A 14,581-nucleotide genomic window follows, 5' to 3' on the forward strand; every position below is an offset into this window, starting at 1 on the left:
TGTATTCGCAACTCGTACGGTTATTAAGTACGCAAAGTTTTCTTGATTGCTGACTTCGGTGCGCGTAATCTGCACGCGTGGACCGGCTCAAGCAAATCGAATCCTTCGTGGCGGTGGCCTCCAAGGGCAGCCTGACCGCGGCGGCCAATGCGGAAGGGGTGGCGCCGGCGGTGATCGGGCGGCGCATCGACGCGCTCGAGGAGCGCCTGGGCGTCAAGCTGCTGTTGCGCACCACGCGGCGCATCACCTTGACTCACGAGGGCAGCGCCTTCCTGGAGGACTGTCAGCGCCTGCTGGCCGACCTGGCGAATGCGGAGGCCAGCGTGAGCGCCGGCGGCGTGAAGGCCAGCGGGCATCTGCGCATCACCGCGCCCGCCGGCTTCGGGCGCCGCCATGTCGCGCCGCTGGTACCGGGATTCCTGGCACGTCACCCCGACGTGTCGATGTCGCTGAACCTGAGTGACCGCGTCGTCGACATCGTCAACGAAGGCGTGGACTGCGCGGTGCGTGTGGGCGACCTGCCCGATTCATCGCTGGTGAGCGTGCGGCTGGCCGACAACCGCCGCTTGTGCGTGGCCACGCCGGCGTACCTGAAGCGCGCCGGCACGCCGAAGCATCCGAGCGAACTCTCGCGCCACGATTGCCTCACCCTCAGCAGCGACGCGAGCCAGACACGCGGCTGGGCGTTCACCATCGACGGCGCGGTGACGCACCTGCGCCCGAGTGGCCGCCTCGACTGTGGCGACGGGCAGGTGCTGCACGACTGGTGTCTCGCGAGCATGGGCATCGCGTGGCGTTCGACGTGGGAAGTCGAGCACGAGGTGAAGGATGGCCGTCTGATCAGCCTGCTCGACGACTTCGCGGCGCCGCCGAACGGCATCTATGCGGTGTTCCCGCATGCCAAGCATCTGCCGCTGCGGGTGCGGCTGTGGATCGATTTCCTCAAGCACACCTATGGCGACGCGGCTTACTGGGCCGGCGCCAGAGCAGCCTGAACGATCTCGCCGGCGCTGCAGGGCTGCGAGCCATCAAAAGAGGCCCGGATCCTCCGGGCCTCTTTGATGTGTGCCGGTTGCGCTACTTACGCAGCACTCAGGCACTTGCTCATGAAGGCCTTGTGCTCGTCGCCCTTCTTGCCCTTGGCCTCGATGTTGCAGGCCTTCATCTTTTCCTGCTGGGCCTTCTTCTTGTCGGACAGGCAAGTCTTCATGAAGGCCTTGTGCTCGTCGCCCTTCTTGCCTTCGGCTTGCTTGTTGCACTCGGCCATCTTCACGTTCTGCTTCGACATCGCCTTCGGGGCGCTGGCCGGCGCCGAGGCGGCGTCGGCCGCTTGCGCCGACATCGTGAACGCAACCAAGGCCGCGGCAAGCACGCTCATCAGTGTTTTCATCGGTTCTCCTTCGGTGTGGCGGGATGAAGCCGGCCGCATTGGAGCACGTGGCGCGGCGGCGGCAACACAACAACGCGGCATGCCGCCCGCCGGACGACAAGCGCCGTCACATGATGCGCCGCGGATGCGCAAGCGCTTCGTGGGCCGCGTGCAGCCGGCGCACCAGCACGCGGATGAACGCCTCGTCGAAGTGATGCCGCGCGTTGGGACTCAGCTGCGCCAGCGTCTCCGGCGTGAACGAGATCGTCGTCGCCGACTCGGTGACCACCACGTCGGTGCTGTGACGGCGAAGGTCGGGACTGGGCGCGAGGTAGACCATCTCGCCGACGGAGGTGCCGGCGCCGAGCTGCGCCACCCTCAGACCGTCGCGGAAGACCTCGAGCTCGCCCTGCGCGATGATGTGGAAGCTGCGTCCTTCCTCGCCCTTGCGGTACAGCGCGTGGCCGAAGCCGAAGCGCTGCCAGCGCGCGCGGTGCACCACCTCCCACAGCTCGACATCGCCGAAGCTGGTGAAGAAGTCGAGGCTTCGAAGCAGGTTGAAGCGCTCCGAATCGAGCACGCCCTGCAGCTGGCCGCGCGGCACCTCGTGGTTGGTGATGAGCGACGACAGCGCCTGCGCGAAGTCGTCCCAGTTCGCGAAGCGCGACGCCGGGCTCTTGGCCAGCGCGCGCTGGATGACGCCATTGACCGCGTCGTTCAAGCCCGAGCGCATGCCGGTCAGCGGCAGCGGGTCCTGGTTGTAGATCTGGTTCATCATGGCCGACTGCTGCTGCGCATCGAACGGCGGACGGCCGGAGATGAGGTGGTACAGGACGGCGCCCAGCGAATAGATGTCCGCCCGGCAGTCCAGCGTGCCGCCGTCGAGCTGCTCCGGCGACATGTAGGCCAGCGATCCGACGCGATAGACCTGCGTCACGTCGGAGTCGAGGTTGAGCACGCTGCCGAAGTCGGTGATCTTCACGTCGGTGATCGTGCCGTTGTGCAGCACCACCAGCAGGTTCGCCGGCTTCACGTCCCGGTGGATCAGCCCCTGGCGGTACACATAGCCGAGCGCCATCGCGCACTTGAAGCCGACTTCGACAATGAGCTCCAGCGACAGCAGCTGGTCGGCGCGGCAATACGGCCGCAGGGTGCAGCCGTTGACGTACTCCATGACGAGGTAGGCGCCCTCGGGATCGAGCACCGCGTCGTAGATCTGCACGACGTTGGGATGATGGAGCCGCCCCACCAGCGCCGCTTCGGCGTTGAAGAAGCGTTCGGAGTAGCGGCCATCCACCGGGTCGCCCGAGGCGATGCGCACGCGCTTGACCGCGACGTCGCGGTCGTGGAAATCGTCGTGGCAGAGGAAGACTTCGCTGGTCGCGCCTTCACCCAGCTTGCGCAGCACGCGGTACTTGCCTATCTGCACGGGCAATTCGGGAAGATCGTCGAGGGCCAGATTCGCCAGGCTGGGTTCGAGGGACATGAGCGGTCGGCCGGCAGCGAGAGAGGCGCCGGCCCACCATTCTTGCCTTCGTCGCGCCAGGCGGCGTGGCGGAACAGGGGGACAAACACAAGGCAATCCTGCGCTTCCCCGGGTTGCCTATCGCAACGGGGTGTATCCGCCGGGACGCTACAAGGGTCAAACGTAGAATTCGTTGGATGATCCAAGCGAAACAAGAGCTTCTGGATGCACTGTCGCAAGCGATCCAGGAGGTCAGTCCGGGCGCGACCGTGCCGGTGGCGTTCGAGTCCCCCAAGCAGGCCGCCCACGGTGACCTGGCCGTCACCGCGGCCATGCAGCTGGCCAAGCCGCTGAAGAAGAATCCGCGCGAAGTGGCGCAGCAACTCGTCGAGGCGCTGGGCCGGCACGCTGCCGCCAAGCGTCATGTCATCGCGATGGAGATTGCGGGTCCCGGCTTCATCAATTTGCGACTCGCCGCTGCCGTCAAGCAGGCGGTGGTGGCCGAGGTGCTCGACGCAGGCCCGCAGTTCGGCACGCAGCCTCGCAATGGTCAGCGTGTGCTGGTCGAGTTCGTGTCCGCCAATCCGACCGGTCCGCTGCACCTGGGCCATGCGCGCCAGGCCGCGCTTGGCGATGCCCTCTGCAATCTTTTCGAGGCCGAGGGCTACGAGGTCACGCGCGAGTTCTACTACAACGACGCGGGCGTGCAGATCGCCACGCTGGCCGCCTCGGTGCAGGCGAGGCTGCGCGGCTTCAAGCCGGGCGATCCCGAGTGGCCCGATGCCGCGTACAACGGCGACTACATCGCCGACATCGCCACCGACTTCATGGCCGGCAAGACGGTCAAGGCCGACGATCGCGAGTTCACCGCCTCGGGCGACGCTGACGACATCGACGGCATCCGCCAATTCGCCGTGGCCTATCTGCGTCACGAGCAGGACATGGACCTGCAGGCCTTCGGCGTGCGCTTCGACCACTATTTCCTCGAGTCGAGCCTGTACACCGACAAGCGCGTCGACGACACCGTGGCGCGCCTCATCGCCGCCGGCAAGACCTACGAGGAAGGCGGTGCGCTGTGGCTGCGCACCACCGACTACGGCGACGACAAGGATCGCGTCATGAAGAAGTCGGACGGCAGCTACACCTACTTCGTGCCCGACGTCGCGTACCACATCCACAAGTTCGAGCGCGGCTTCGCCAAGGCGATCAACATCCAGGGCAGCGACCATCACGGCACGATCGCGCGCGTGCGCGCCGGACTGCAGGCCGCCGATGCGGGCATCCCCGAGGGCTATCCCGACTACGTGCTGCACAAGATGGTCACGGTGATGAAGGAAGGCCAGGAGGTGAAGATCTCCAAGCGCGCCGGCAGCTACGTGACCCTGCGCGACCTGATCGACTGGACCAGCCGCGACGCGGTGCGCTTCTTCCTGATCAGCCGCAAGGCCGACACCGAGTTCGTCTTCGACGTCGACCTGGCGCTGAAGCAGAACGACGAGAACCCGGTGTTCTACGTCCAGTACGCGCATGCGCGGATCTGCTCGGTGCTGCAGCAGTTCGCCGACAAGGGCGGCGACGCCACGGAGCTCGAGAAGTCCGACATGCGGCTGCTGACGGCGCCCGGCGAAGCGGCGCTGATGCTCAAGCTCGCCGACTATCCCGGCGTGCTCGCCGGCGCGGCCGCGGCGCTGGCACCGCACGACCTCGCGTTCTACCTGCGCGAGGTGGCCGGCGCATTCCACAGCTACTACGCGGCCGAGCGCTTCCTCGTCGACGACAACCCGGCGCTCACCCGCGCCCGGCTTGCGCTGCTGGCGGCAACCCGGCAGGTCCTGAAGAACGCGCTCGCCATCCTGGGCGTCAGCGCACCAGAAAAGATGTGAACCCGGGAGACTCGATGAAAAAGCAACGCGGCGGCTTCGTGATGGGCCTGATCGTCGGCCTGATGGTCGGCTTGGCGGTCGCGCTCGGCGTGGCGCTGTACGTCACCAAAGTGCCGGTGCCCTTTGTCAACAAGGTGCCCCAGCGCACGGCCGAGCAGGACGCGGCAGAGGCCGAGAAGAACAGGAACTGGGATCCGAACAGCCCGCTGCACGGCAAGAACCCGGCACGCCCCGGCATGGTGCCTCCTCCACCGCCGCACGCTGCCGCGAGCGGCACGGTGCAGCCGCCGCCGCTCGCGACGGGGCCCGCTGCGACGAACCCGATCGCCACCGCACCGGCGGCGCCCAGGCGCGACCCGGCCGACATCCTCGCCGACCGCACCCCTGCGCCCACGGCCGCGCCGTCCACCCGACCGGGCGCCGATCCGTTCAGCTATTTCGTGCAAGTGGGCGCGTTCTCGCGTCCCGAGGACGCCGAACAGCAGCGCGCCCGTCTGGCAATGCTGGGGTTCGCGGCCAAGGTGACCGAGCGCGACCAGGCCGGGCGCACGGTGTACCGCGTGCGCCTGGGCCCGTTCGAGCGCAAGGAGGACGCGGATTCGGCGAAGGACAAGCTGGACAACAACGGCATGGAATCCTCGCTGGTGCGAGTCCAGCGGCAATGAACTTTCCCTTCCAGGCCCGGTCAGGCCTGCGTCGCCTCACATTTCAAGGAACCCCCACAATGCATCGTCGAGAGTTCTCCGCCTGTCTCGTGGCCGCCGGCCTCGGTTGGACCGGCCTGGCACAGGCGCAGGGCACTCCAGTCGAGGGCCAGCACTACGTCAAGCTCAACCAGCCGCTGCCCGTGACGCCCGGCAAGATCGAGGTCATCGAGTTCTTCTGGTACGGCTGCCCTCACTGCAATGCGTTCGAGCCGGCGCTCGACGACTGGGCCAAGAAGCTGCCGGCGGACGTCGCCTTCCGACGGGTACCGGTCGCCTTCCGCGACGAGCCGTTCACCGCCCACCAGAAGATCTTCTATGCGCTGGAGGCCATGGGGCTCATCCCGACGCTGCACCGCAAGGTGTTCTATGCGATCCACGTCGAGCGCCAGCGGCTCGACAAGCTGCCTGACATCAGCGCCTTCATGGTGAAGAACGGCGTCGACGCCGCCAAGTTCACCGAGAACTTCAACTCGTTCTCCACGCAGACCAAGGTGCGCCAGGCCGCCAAGCTGGCGGCCGACTACAAGATCGATGGCGTTCCGGCCATCGGCGTCCAGGGCAAGTACTTCACGTCCGGCACGCTGGCCGGATCGCCGGAATCATCGCTGGCCGTGGCCAACTGGCTGATCCAGCGCGAGCGCAAGCCAGGCTGATCGGCTCGCGAATCGCACCGATCAGCGGAAGATTCCCGCTGGTTTTTCCCGGGGGCATGGAACTCTTGGGGCTAAAATGGCCTGCAAGTTTCATGCCTCTATGACTCACCTTCACTCCCCTCGCTTTCGAAGCGCACGCGCCATCTGGCCGGCCGTCCTGCTCGCCTTGTGTGCGGCCGGTCCGGCGCAGGCGGAGCGGGCGGACAGGACCAAGCCGCTGAACGTCGCGGCCGACCGCCAGGGCACGTTCGACCTGCTGAAGCAGGTCATCGTCTTCAGCGGCAACGTCATCATCACCAAGGGCACCATCGTCATCAAGGCCGACCGGGTCGAGGTGCGCGAGACGCCCGACGGCTACCGGACCGCGGTGGCGATCGGCAGCGCGGCCAAGCCGGCGACCTTCCGCCAGAAGCGCGACAACGTCGACGAGCACATCGATGGCCAGGCGAACCGCCTCGAATACGACGAAAAGGGCGACGTGGTTCGCTTCGTCGACAACGCGATGGTGCGCCGCCTGCGCGGCGCGAGCATCGGCGACGAAGTCACCGGCAGCCTCATCACCTACGACAACACCACCGAGGTCTTCAGCGTCTCCGGCGGCACCCCGGCCAACACCGGCGGCAGTCCGGGCGGGCGGGTGCGCGCCGTGCTGACGCCCCGCGAAGGGACGCCGGCCGCGGCCGAAGCCGCGTCGCAGGCCCAGGCCCAGCCGCCGCTGCGCCTCAGCCCCTCCATCGGAGACAAGAAGTGAGCGCCCTGCCGGCACCTGCCCCCCGGGCGCGCGGACGCCTCACCGCCGAAGGGCTGCAGAAGACCTACGGCGTGCGCAAGGTCGTCAAGGATGTGCACCTGGCGGTCGATGCCGGCGAAGTGGTGGGCCTGCTCGGCCCGAACGGCGCCGGCAAGACGACGAGCTTCTACATGATCGTCGGCCTGGTGCGCGCGGATGCGGGCGAGATCACCATCGAAGGCGAGCGTGTCGAGCGCCTGCCGATCCACCGGCGCTCGCGTCTGGGCCTTTCGTACCTCCCGCAGGAGGCCTCGATCTTCCGCAAGCTGACCGTCGAGGAGAACATCCGCGCCGTGCTGGAGCTGCAGCTCGATGCGCAAGGCAGGCCGCTCAGGAGCGCCGCCATCGACGAGCTGCTCAACGGCCTGCTGCGCGACCTGTCGATCGAGAAGCTGCGCGACTCGCCGGCGCCGGCGCTGTCGGGCGGTGAGCGGCGGCGCGTCGAGATCGCGCGTGCGCTGGCCACGCAGCCGCGCTTCATCCTGCTCGACGAGCCCTTCGCCGGCGTCGATCCCATCGCCGTGATCGAGATCCAGCGCATCATCAGCTTCCTCAAGGCGCGCGGCATCGGCGTACTGATCACCGACCACAACGTGCGCGAGACGCTGGGCATCTGCGACCGCGCCTACATCATCAGCGAGGGCCGCGTGCTGGCCGAAGGCACGCCGGTCGAGATCGTCGAGAACGCCGACGTGCGCAAGGTCTACCTCGGCGAACACTTCCGGATGTAGCGCAGTGGTGGGCAGCATGAAACCTTCACTGCAGGTTCGACTTTCCCAGCACCTGGCGCTGACCCCCCAGCTGCAGCAGTCGATCCGCCTGCTGCAGCTTTCCACGCTCGAGCTGCACCAGGAAGTCGAGCAGATGCTCGAGCAGAACCCCTTCCTCGAGGCCGAGGAAGACACCGCGCCGGTGTTCGAGCCGATGGCAGAGCGGCTGACCCCCAACGAGCGCGTCGGCGAGCGCGAGACGGAGAACGCGAGCGAGGCCGTCACCGGCAGCGTCGAAGAAACGCCGGGGGTGGACAGTGCCGAATTCGGCGCCACCGAGCGCGAGGACTGGGAGAACGGCACCGAGCGCGACGACTTCGACGGCATCCGCGAGACGCCCGGCACGGGCAGTGCGGCCAGCAGCGACAACGACGACTTCGATCCGCAGGAGCGCAACGTCCCGGGCCAGACGCTGCAGGAGTTCCTGCGCGAGCAGATGCCCGGCATGCGGCTGTCGCCCGAGGATGCGGCGGCGCTGCACGTGCTCATCGAGTCGCTCGATGACGACGGCTACCTTGCCGACCCCCTGGAGGAGATCGCCGCCCAGCTCGCCGGCGAGGACGAGGAAGCGCGCGCCGAGCTGCTGGAGCGCCTGCAATGCGCGCTGAAGTGGCTCCAGAGCATGGAGCCCACCGGCGTGGGCGCACGCTCGCTGTCGGAATGCCTCACGCTGCAGCTGCGCACGATGGAGCGCTGCGAAGCGCAGATGATCGCGATCATCGTCTGCAAGCAGCACCTCGATCTGCTCGCGCGACGCGACCTGAAGAAGCTCATGGCCGCCACCGGCGCGGACGAGGCGTTGCTGAAGGAAGCGCAGCTCATCATCACCTCGCTCGAGCCGAAGCCCGCAAGGCCGTTCGCCCGCGCCGAGGCCAACATCATCGTGCCCGACGTGGTCGTGCAGAAGTCGGGCCGCAACTGGAAGGTCGTGCTCAACCCGGACGTGATGCCCAAGCTGCGCATCAACGATCTGTACGCGCAGGCCATCCGCCAGACGCGCGGCGCGGGCGGCGCCAACGGGAGCGCCGCGGGTCTCAGCTCGCGGCTGCAGGAGGCGCGCTGGTTCATGAAGAACATCCAGCAGCGCTTCGACACCATCCAGCGCGTCTCGCAGGCCATCGTCGAGCGGCAGAAGAGCTTCTTCACCCACGGCGAGATCGCGATGAAGCCGCTGGTGCTGCGCGAGATCGCCGACGAACTGGGCCTGCACGAGTCGACGATCTCGCGCGTCACCACCGCCAAGTACATGGCGACGCCCTTCGGCACCTTCGAGCTGAAGTACTTCTTCGGCTCGTCGCTGAACACCGAGGCCGGCGGCAACGCGTCGAGCACGGCAGTGCGCGCCCTGATCAAGCAGCTCGTGTCCGCCGAAGACCCGGCCAAGCCGCTGTCGGACAGCCAGCTCTCGCAGATGCTGGAAGAGCAGGGCATCCAGGTCGCGCGGCGCACCGTCGCCAAGTACCGCGAAGCGCTGAAGATCGCGCCGGCGAACCTGCGCAAGGCGATGTAGTGGCGCTGCCGCTGTTCCTGCCGTGCGCGGCCGGCGTCGAGGCGTTCCTCGCCGACGAAGCGGCCCGGATTCTGCCGAAGGCCCGAATGCATCCGGTGCGCGGCGGCGTGGCGCTGGAGGGCGGCCCCGACGAGGTCATGGCGCTCAACCTCGAATGCCGGCTGCCGCAGCGGGTGCTCATCGAAGTGGCCGAAGGGACCTATCGAAGCGAGGACGAGCTCTACGCGCTGGGCCGAAGCGTCGACTGGACACAGTGGATCACGCCGCAGCACACCCTGCGGGTGGACACGACGGCCCAGCGCAGCCCGCTGAAGAGCCTGAACTTCGCCGCCTTGCGCATCAAGGACGCCGTGTGCGATGCGATGCGGGAAGCGACGGGCGAACGTCCCAGCGTCGACACCCAGCGTCCCGACCTGCAGCTCGTGCTGCACCTGGGCCCCGAACGCGCATCGCTCTACGTCGACAGCTCCGGCGAGCCGCTGTTCAAGCGCGGCTGGCGCGAGGACAAGGGCGATGCGCCGCTGAAGGAAACGCTTGCCGCCGCGATGCTGGCCGCGGCCGGCTGGCGCGGCACGCCCGACAGCGGCGGCGCGCTGCACGACCCGTGCTGCGGCTCGGGCACGATCGCCATCGAAGCGGCGCAGATCGCCTGCGGCATCGCACCCGGGCTGAAGCGCCGCTTCGCGTTCGAGCGGCTGCTGCCCTTTGCCACACCGGCGATGCGGGCGCAATGGCAGCGGCTGAAGAGCCACGCCCAGTCGCGCATTCGTCCCAGCGCCGTGCCCATCGTCGCGAGCGACGTGTCGTTCCGCATGGTGGACTTCGCGCGGCGCAATGCCGAGCGGGCGGGAGTCGACCGATACATCAGCTTCCACGGCGGCGACGCGCTCGAGAGACCGGCGCCGGAGCTGCCGTCCGGGCTCCACGGCACGCTGATGCTCAATCCGCCCTATGGCGAGCGCATCGAGGTCGGCGGCAAGGCCGCACGTCCGTCGGCGCAGGATCGCGACGTGCCGGACGATTTCTTTGCCCGCCTCGCCACGCACTGGAAGCGCGCCTACACCCTTCACCCGGCCGGCTGGACGGCGTACGTGCTGAGCCCTGACATGAAGCTGCCAAGCGCAATGCGCCTGAAGGAAAGCCGGCGGGTGCCGATGTGGAACGGGCCGATCGAATGCCGGCTGTTCAGGTTCGACCTGGTGTCCGGAACGATGCGATAGGTCCTAGCGGCTTGCCATTCTTCCCATCAGCTTGCCCATGTCGCCGAGTCCGTCCACCGGCACCTCGCCGGCCGGCGTGAGCTTGTCGATCACGTAGGGCAGCATCTGCGACAGCCGATCGGCGGTCACGTCCCGCGACAGGCCCAGCTGCTGCGCCAGGCGCTCGATGGTGTCGGCGCCTAGCACCTCCTGCAGCACGTCCGGCGAGATGGGCAGGTTCTCGCCCCCGGCGATCCAGGAATTCATCGTCTCGGCCTGGCCGCCCTGCGCGAACCGATCGATCAGCGTGGAGATGCCGGGGCCGGTGCCGTCGTCGGCCAGCATGCCCAGCACGGCCCCCAGCATGTCGCCGCGGCCGCCGCTCGTGCGGATGCCCGACAGCACACCGATCACCGAATCGAGCAGACCCATGACGCACTCCGGCAGCGGCCCTGATGCAATCCATTCTGGGCGGGCCGCCGTGGCATGGCAATGCTGCAGCGCAGAAAACCTGCCCTCAGTCGAGGAGTGCCAACGCGGCCATCACCGCCAGCGGTGCGGTGTCGGCGCGCAGCGTGCGCGTCCCCAGTGACACTGGCATGAAACCCGCGCCGACCGCCATCGCCTCCTCGGATTCCGTAAGGCCCCCTTCGGGCCCGCTGAGGAAGAGCGGCGCCTCGCCGATCGCCGCGCAGGCGAGGCGACGCGGATCGCGCAAGCTGAGGATGAAGCGCTCCGTCGGCGCGTCGTCGCTCGCGGCATCGAGCCATTCGCGCAGCCCCAGCACGTCGCCGATGCGTGGCACCCGGGTGCGGCCGCTCTGCTCGCTGGCGGCGACGGCGACCCCGCGCCAATGCGCGACGCGCTTGTGCGCCCGATCGCCGTTCAGGCGCAGCACCGAACGTTCGCACAGCAGCGGCTGGATGTACGCCACGCCGAGCTCGGTGGCCTTTTCGATCAGCGCATCCATGCGCTCGTTGGCCGGCATGCCGACGGCCAGCGTGACGCGGCGCGCCGTCTCGCGCTCGACGGCATCATGCTGGCCGATTTCCACTTCCACGTCGCGGCGCCCGATCCGCACGACGTGCGCCGACCATTCGCCGCCGGCGCCGTTGAACAGCGTGAGCGCCGCGCCGGGCTGAAGGCGCAGCACCTGCACGTGGCGCGAAGGCCCGGCAGGCAGCGTGATCTGCGTACCCGCGGCGAGCGGCTGGTCGAGATGCAGCCGCGGCGTCATCGGGGCGGCGCCGCGTGTCGCGCGTGCCGACGCAGCCACAGCGACAGGCGACGGCGCATCCGCTGCAGCGTGCGCCAGGCGCTCGATCGCTCGAGCGCGTCGCGCACGCGCATCTTCGTCGCGCGCCACCACTGCACCGCGCGCACGAACCACGCGAAGCGCATCAGCTGCGGCTCGGTGATGATGAACAGCCGCCCGACCAGCGCCGTGCCCAGCAGCTTGGCCAGCACGATGATGCCGATGCCGAGTGCCGCATGGCCGAGGTGCACGAGCCACAGCGCCAGCAGCTTGACCGGGAACAGCAGCAGCGCCGGGACGGCGAAGAGCAGCAGCGCGACACCCGGCGATGCGGCGCTGATGCGCGCCTCCAGGCGCATCAGCGGCGGCCACTGCGCGAGCCGCGCCGCCCAGGCGGTCAGCGGCCGCCAGCCCCATTCCTCGATCGCGATGATGACCGCCGCGAGGCCGAGCATCACGCCGCGCAGGGCGCGCCAGGGCCAGGCGCGGTGAGCGCTCGGGCGAGGCTGGGATGAGGGTGGCATTGGCGCCAGTGTAGGCGCGCCGATGCCTATCGCCGGCGCTGCGACAACGGTGCGCGACGCGCCGTGTTCAGCCGCCGTACAGGGCGCGTCGCGCTTGTTCGGCGGCGGGCTCGCCCTTGCGATCCCGGATCTGGTCGATGGTGCGCTTGGCCACGTCTTGCAGCTCCTGGATGGTGCCCGCCTTCTCGACGGCGAGGGTCAGCGTGAAGCCGCGCAGGCCGAGCTCCTTGGAGATGAGCTGCGTGAGCGTCTGGGTGAACTGCGCGTAGTCGAGCTCCACCGGCTCTGCCGGCGCGGCGGGGGGCGCCGGCGCGGCGGCCTTCGGAGTGCTGCGGCCCGAAGGCGCGGCCACCGGCTCGATCAGACCCATGCCCTCGAGCGCCGCGAAGTCGTTGGCCGTGATGCCGGCGACATTGGCCAGCAGCATTTCCTCCGACTTCTGCCCGTCGATGAGCAGCAGCAGGTTGCGCTGCGCTCGTTCCTTGATCAGCGCCTTTGCCTGCATTTCGGCGCGGCCCGCGTCAGTCTTTGCCCAGATCACCGATGACTTCCCAGTGGTGGTTGCATTCGTTCATCGTGCGAGGCTTTTGCGATGCCGTCAATGCCGCCGGTGCGATGCCTCGAGGAGGATCACACCTTGTCGCGCAATTCGCGGCGAAGGATCTTGCCGACCGGCGTCTTGGGCAGCTCGGTGCGGAACTCCACGATCTTCGGGCGCTTGTAGCCCGTGAGATTTGCCTCGCAGTAAGCCCGCACCTGCGCTTCGGTGACGTTGGGATCGCTCTTCACGATGCACAGCTTGACCGCCTCGCCGGCCTTCGCGTCGGCCACGCCCACGGCCGCGCACTCCAGCACGCCCGGCATCTGCGTAACGACGTCTTCGACCTCGTTGGGGTACACGTTGAAGCCGCTGACCAGGATCATGTCCTTCTTGCGGTCGACGATCTTGAAGTAGCCGCGCTCGTCGACGATGCCGATGTCGCCGCTGCGGAAGAAGCCGTCGGGCGTCATGACCTTGGCCGTCTCGTCGGGACGCTGCCAGTAGCCGGCCATCACCTGCGGCCCCTTGATCGCGATCTCGCCCGGCGTGCCGAGCGGCACCTCGTTGCCGTCGTCGTCGAGCAGCTTGAGCTCGGTGTTGGGCATCGGCAGTCCGATGTTGCCGCTGTAGGCAGTGCTGTCCACGGGGTTGCAGGTGGCCGACGGCGAGGTCTCCGACAACCCGTAGCCCTCGACGATCGGACAGCCGGTCTTCTCGAGCCACAGCTTGGCCGTGGCGCTCTGCACCGCCATGCCACCGCCGACCGAGATCACCAGCCCGCTCCAGTCGACGGTGTTGAATTCCGGGTGATGCGCCATCGCGCCGAACAGCGTGTTGACTGCCGGGAAGCTGTGGAACTTCTCTCCCTTCAGTGCCTTGAACACCGCCGGCAGGTCGCGCGGATTGGGAATGAGGATGTTGCAGCCGCCCATGCGCATGGACAGCATCATGTTCGTGTTGAAGCCGAAGATGTGATAGATCGGCAGCGCGCAGATGGTCGTGACCTGCTGACCCGATGCGATCTTCTTCAGCGCCGGCTGGTACCACGCCTCCGATTGCAGGATGTTGGCCACCAGGTTGCGATGCAGCAGCACCGCGCCCTTGCTGACGCCGGTGGTGCCGCCGGTGTACTGCAGCACCGCGATGTCGTCAGGCCCCACCTGCGCGGGCTTGAAGCTCTTGCCGCGGCCCTGCGCGACCGCGTCGTTGAAGCGCACGGCGCCGGGGATGTCGTACGCCGGCACCATCTTCTTCACGTTGCGCACGACGTAGTTGACGATCAGGCTCTTCGGAAAGCCCAGCAGGTCGCCCAGCGCCGTGAGGATGACCTTCTTCGTCGGCACGCTGGCCACCACCTGCTGCAGGGTGACCGCGAAGTTCTCGACCATCACGATGGCCTTCGCGCCCGAGTCCTTGAGCTGATGCTCGAGCTCGCGCGGGGTGTACAGCGGATTGACGTTCACGACCACGTAGCCGGCGCGCAGGATGGCGGCGACCGCCACCGGGTACTGCGGGACGTTGGGCATCATGATGGCGATGCGATCGCCTTTGTCGAAGCCCTGCGCCTGCAGGTAGGCAGCGAACGCGCGCGACAGATCGTCGACCTGGCCGAAGGTGATCGACTTGCCCATGAACTTGTAGGCAGGCAAGTCGCGGTACTTCTTGAAGCTCTCCTCGATGAGCGCGACGAGCGAGGGGTACTGCTCGACATTGATGCTCGCCGGCACGCCCTTCGGATAGTGCTTCAGCCAAGTCTTTTCCATTCGATGCTCGCTCCTTGATCGGCTCGCGATTCTGACGGAAGGCTGACAGGGGAGGCATCCGGGTATCCGATAGCGATTGCCGCGGCCCAAGCCCCGGCAATCGCTGTCGGATACCCGGTTCCCGGGTGGATGGTGGCTCCTCCAGCCTCCTG

At 67.8% G+C, this 14,581-nt stretch carries 15 protein-coding genes; 8 read left to right on the forward strand and 7 right to left on the reverse strand.

Annotated elements, in window-relative coordinates:
* Positions 1 to 77 precede the first annotated feature (77 nt).
* On the forward strand, positions 78 to 995 hold the full coding sequence (locus P7V53_RS30415) for a LysR family transcriptional regulator (RefSeq protein ID WP_280153215.1): 918 nt from the start codon (positions 78 to 80) through the stop codon (positions 993 to 995).
* Positions 996 to 1,081: 86 nt separating this feature from the next.
* Here P7V53_RS30415 and P7V53_RS30420 read toward each other — a convergent pair whose 3' ends face one another.
* Together P7V53_RS30420 and P7V53_RS30425 are read right to left on the reverse strand one after the other, a co-directional pair.
* Positions 1,082 to 1,390 (reverse strand): PsiF family protein, encoded by a 309-nt coding sequence (locus tag P7V53_RS30420; protein WP_280153216.1) that lies wholly within the window; start codon positions 1,388 to 1,390, stop codon positions 1,082 to 1,084.
* Between the two features lie 106 nt (positions 1,391 to 1,496).
* The gene (locus tag P7V53_RS30425; protein ID WP_280153217.1) at positions 1,497 to 2,855 is read right to left on the reverse strand and encodes a serine/threonine-protein kinase; all 1,359 of its coding nucleotides are present in this window, start codon (positions 2,853 to 2,855) and stop codon (positions 1,497 to 1,499) included.
* A gap of 176 nt (positions 2,856 to 3,031) precedes the next feature.
* Between P7V53_RS30425 and argS the strand changes: the two genes are divergently transcribed.
* From argS to P7V53_RS30460, 7 genes are all read left to right on the forward strand, one after another.
* Positions 3,032 to 4,717, forward strand: coding sequence for an arginine--tRNA ligase (argS, locus tag P7V53_RS30430; RefSeq protein ID WP_280153218.1), 1,686 nt, complete (start codon positions 3,032 to 3,034; stop codon positions 4,715 to 4,717).
* Positions 4,718 to 4,731: 14 nt separating this feature from the next.
* Entirely contained in the window at positions 4,732 to 5,382 is a 651-nt protein-coding gene (locus P7V53_RS30435; protein ID WP_280153219.1) for an SPOR domain-containing protein, read from the forward strand.
* A gap of 59 nt (positions 5,383 to 5,441) precedes the next feature.
* Positions 5,442 to 6,077 (forward strand): thiol:disulfide interchange protein DsbA/DsbL, encoded by a 636-nt coding sequence (locus tag P7V53_RS30440; protein WP_280153220.1) that lies wholly within the window; start codon positions 5,442 to 5,444, stop codon positions 6,075 to 6,077.
* 100 nt (positions 6,078 to 6,177) lie between these two features.
* Positions 6,178 to 6,828 carry a lipopolysaccharide transport periplasmic protein LptA gene (gene lptA / locus P7V53_RS30445; protein ID WP_280153221.1) on the forward strand — a complete coding sequence of 217 codons (651 nt, stop codon included), beginning with the start codon at positions 6,178 to 6,180 and terminating at the stop codon, positions 6,826 to 6,828.
* Positions 6,825 to 7,598, forward strand: coding sequence for an LPS export ABC transporter ATP-binding protein (gene lptB / locus P7V53_RS30450; RefSeq protein ID WP_280153222.1), 774 nt, complete (start codon positions 6,825 to 6,827; stop codon positions 7,596 to 7,598). Before lptA ends, lptB begins: the two co-directional genes overlap by 4 nt.
* Before the next feature lie 16 nt (positions 7,599 to 7,614).
* Complete coding sequence (locus P7V53_RS30455) at positions 7,615 to 9,147, forward strand: RNA polymerase factor sigma-54 (RefSeq protein ID WP_280153223.1); 1,533 nt, start codon at positions 7,615 to 7,617, stop codon at positions 9,145 to 9,147.
* Positions 9,147 to 10,367, forward strand: coding sequence for a THUMP domain-containing protein (locus P7V53_RS30460; protein WP_280153224.1), 1,221 nt, complete (start codon positions 9,147 to 9,149; stop codon positions 10,365 to 10,367). The genes P7V53_RS30455 and P7V53_RS30460 overlap by 1 nt, the downstream gene beginning before the upstream one ends.
* Before the next feature lie 3 nt (positions 10,368 to 10,370).
* Here the strand turns inward: P7V53_RS30460 and P7V53_RS30465 are convergent, their stop codons facing one another.
* The 5 genes from P7V53_RS30465 to P7V53_RS30485 all read right to left on the reverse strand — a co-directional run bounded on the left by P7V53_RS30465 (position 10,371) and on the right by P7V53_RS30485 (position 14,429).
* Complete coding sequence (locus tag P7V53_RS30465; protein WP_280153225.1) at positions 10,371 to 10,778, reverse strand: YidB family protein; 408 nt, start codon at positions 10,776 to 10,778, stop codon at positions 10,371 to 10,373.
* Positions 10,779 to 10,863: 85 nt separating this feature from the next.
* The gene (locus P7V53_RS30470) at positions 10,864 to 11,583 is read right to left on the reverse strand and encodes a 16S rRNA (uracil(1498)-N(3))-methyltransferase (protein ID WP_280153226.1); all 720 of its coding nucleotides are present in this window, start codon (positions 11,581 to 11,583) and stop codon (positions 10,864 to 10,866) included.
* On the reverse strand, positions 11,580 to 12,125 hold the full coding sequence (locus P7V53_RS30475; protein WP_280153227.1) for a hypothetical protein: 546 nt from the start codon (positions 12,123 to 12,125) through the stop codon (positions 11,580 to 11,582). Before P7V53_RS30475 ends, P7V53_RS30470 begins: the two co-directional genes overlap by 4 nt.
* Before the next feature lie 67 nt (positions 12,126 to 12,192).
* Positions 12,193 to 12,666 (reverse strand): hypothetical protein, encoded by a 474-nt coding sequence (locus P7V53_RS30480; RefSeq protein ID WP_280153228.1) that lies wholly within the window; start codon positions 12,664 to 12,666, stop codon positions 12,193 to 12,195.
* Between the two features lie 89 nt (positions 12,667 to 12,755).
* On the reverse strand, positions 12,756 to 14,429 hold the full coding sequence (locus P7V53_RS30485) for a long-chain-fatty-acid--CoA ligase (RefSeq protein ID WP_280153229.1): 1,674 nt from the start codon (positions 14,427 to 14,429) through the stop codon (positions 12,756 to 12,758).
* Positions 14,430 to 14,581: the final 152 nt, after the last annotated feature.

Source organism: Piscinibacter sp. XHJ-5 (genome assembly GCF_029855045.1).
Classification (GTDB): domain Bacteria; phylum Pseudomonadota; class Gammaproteobacteria; order Burkholderiales; family Burkholderiaceae_C; genus Albitalea.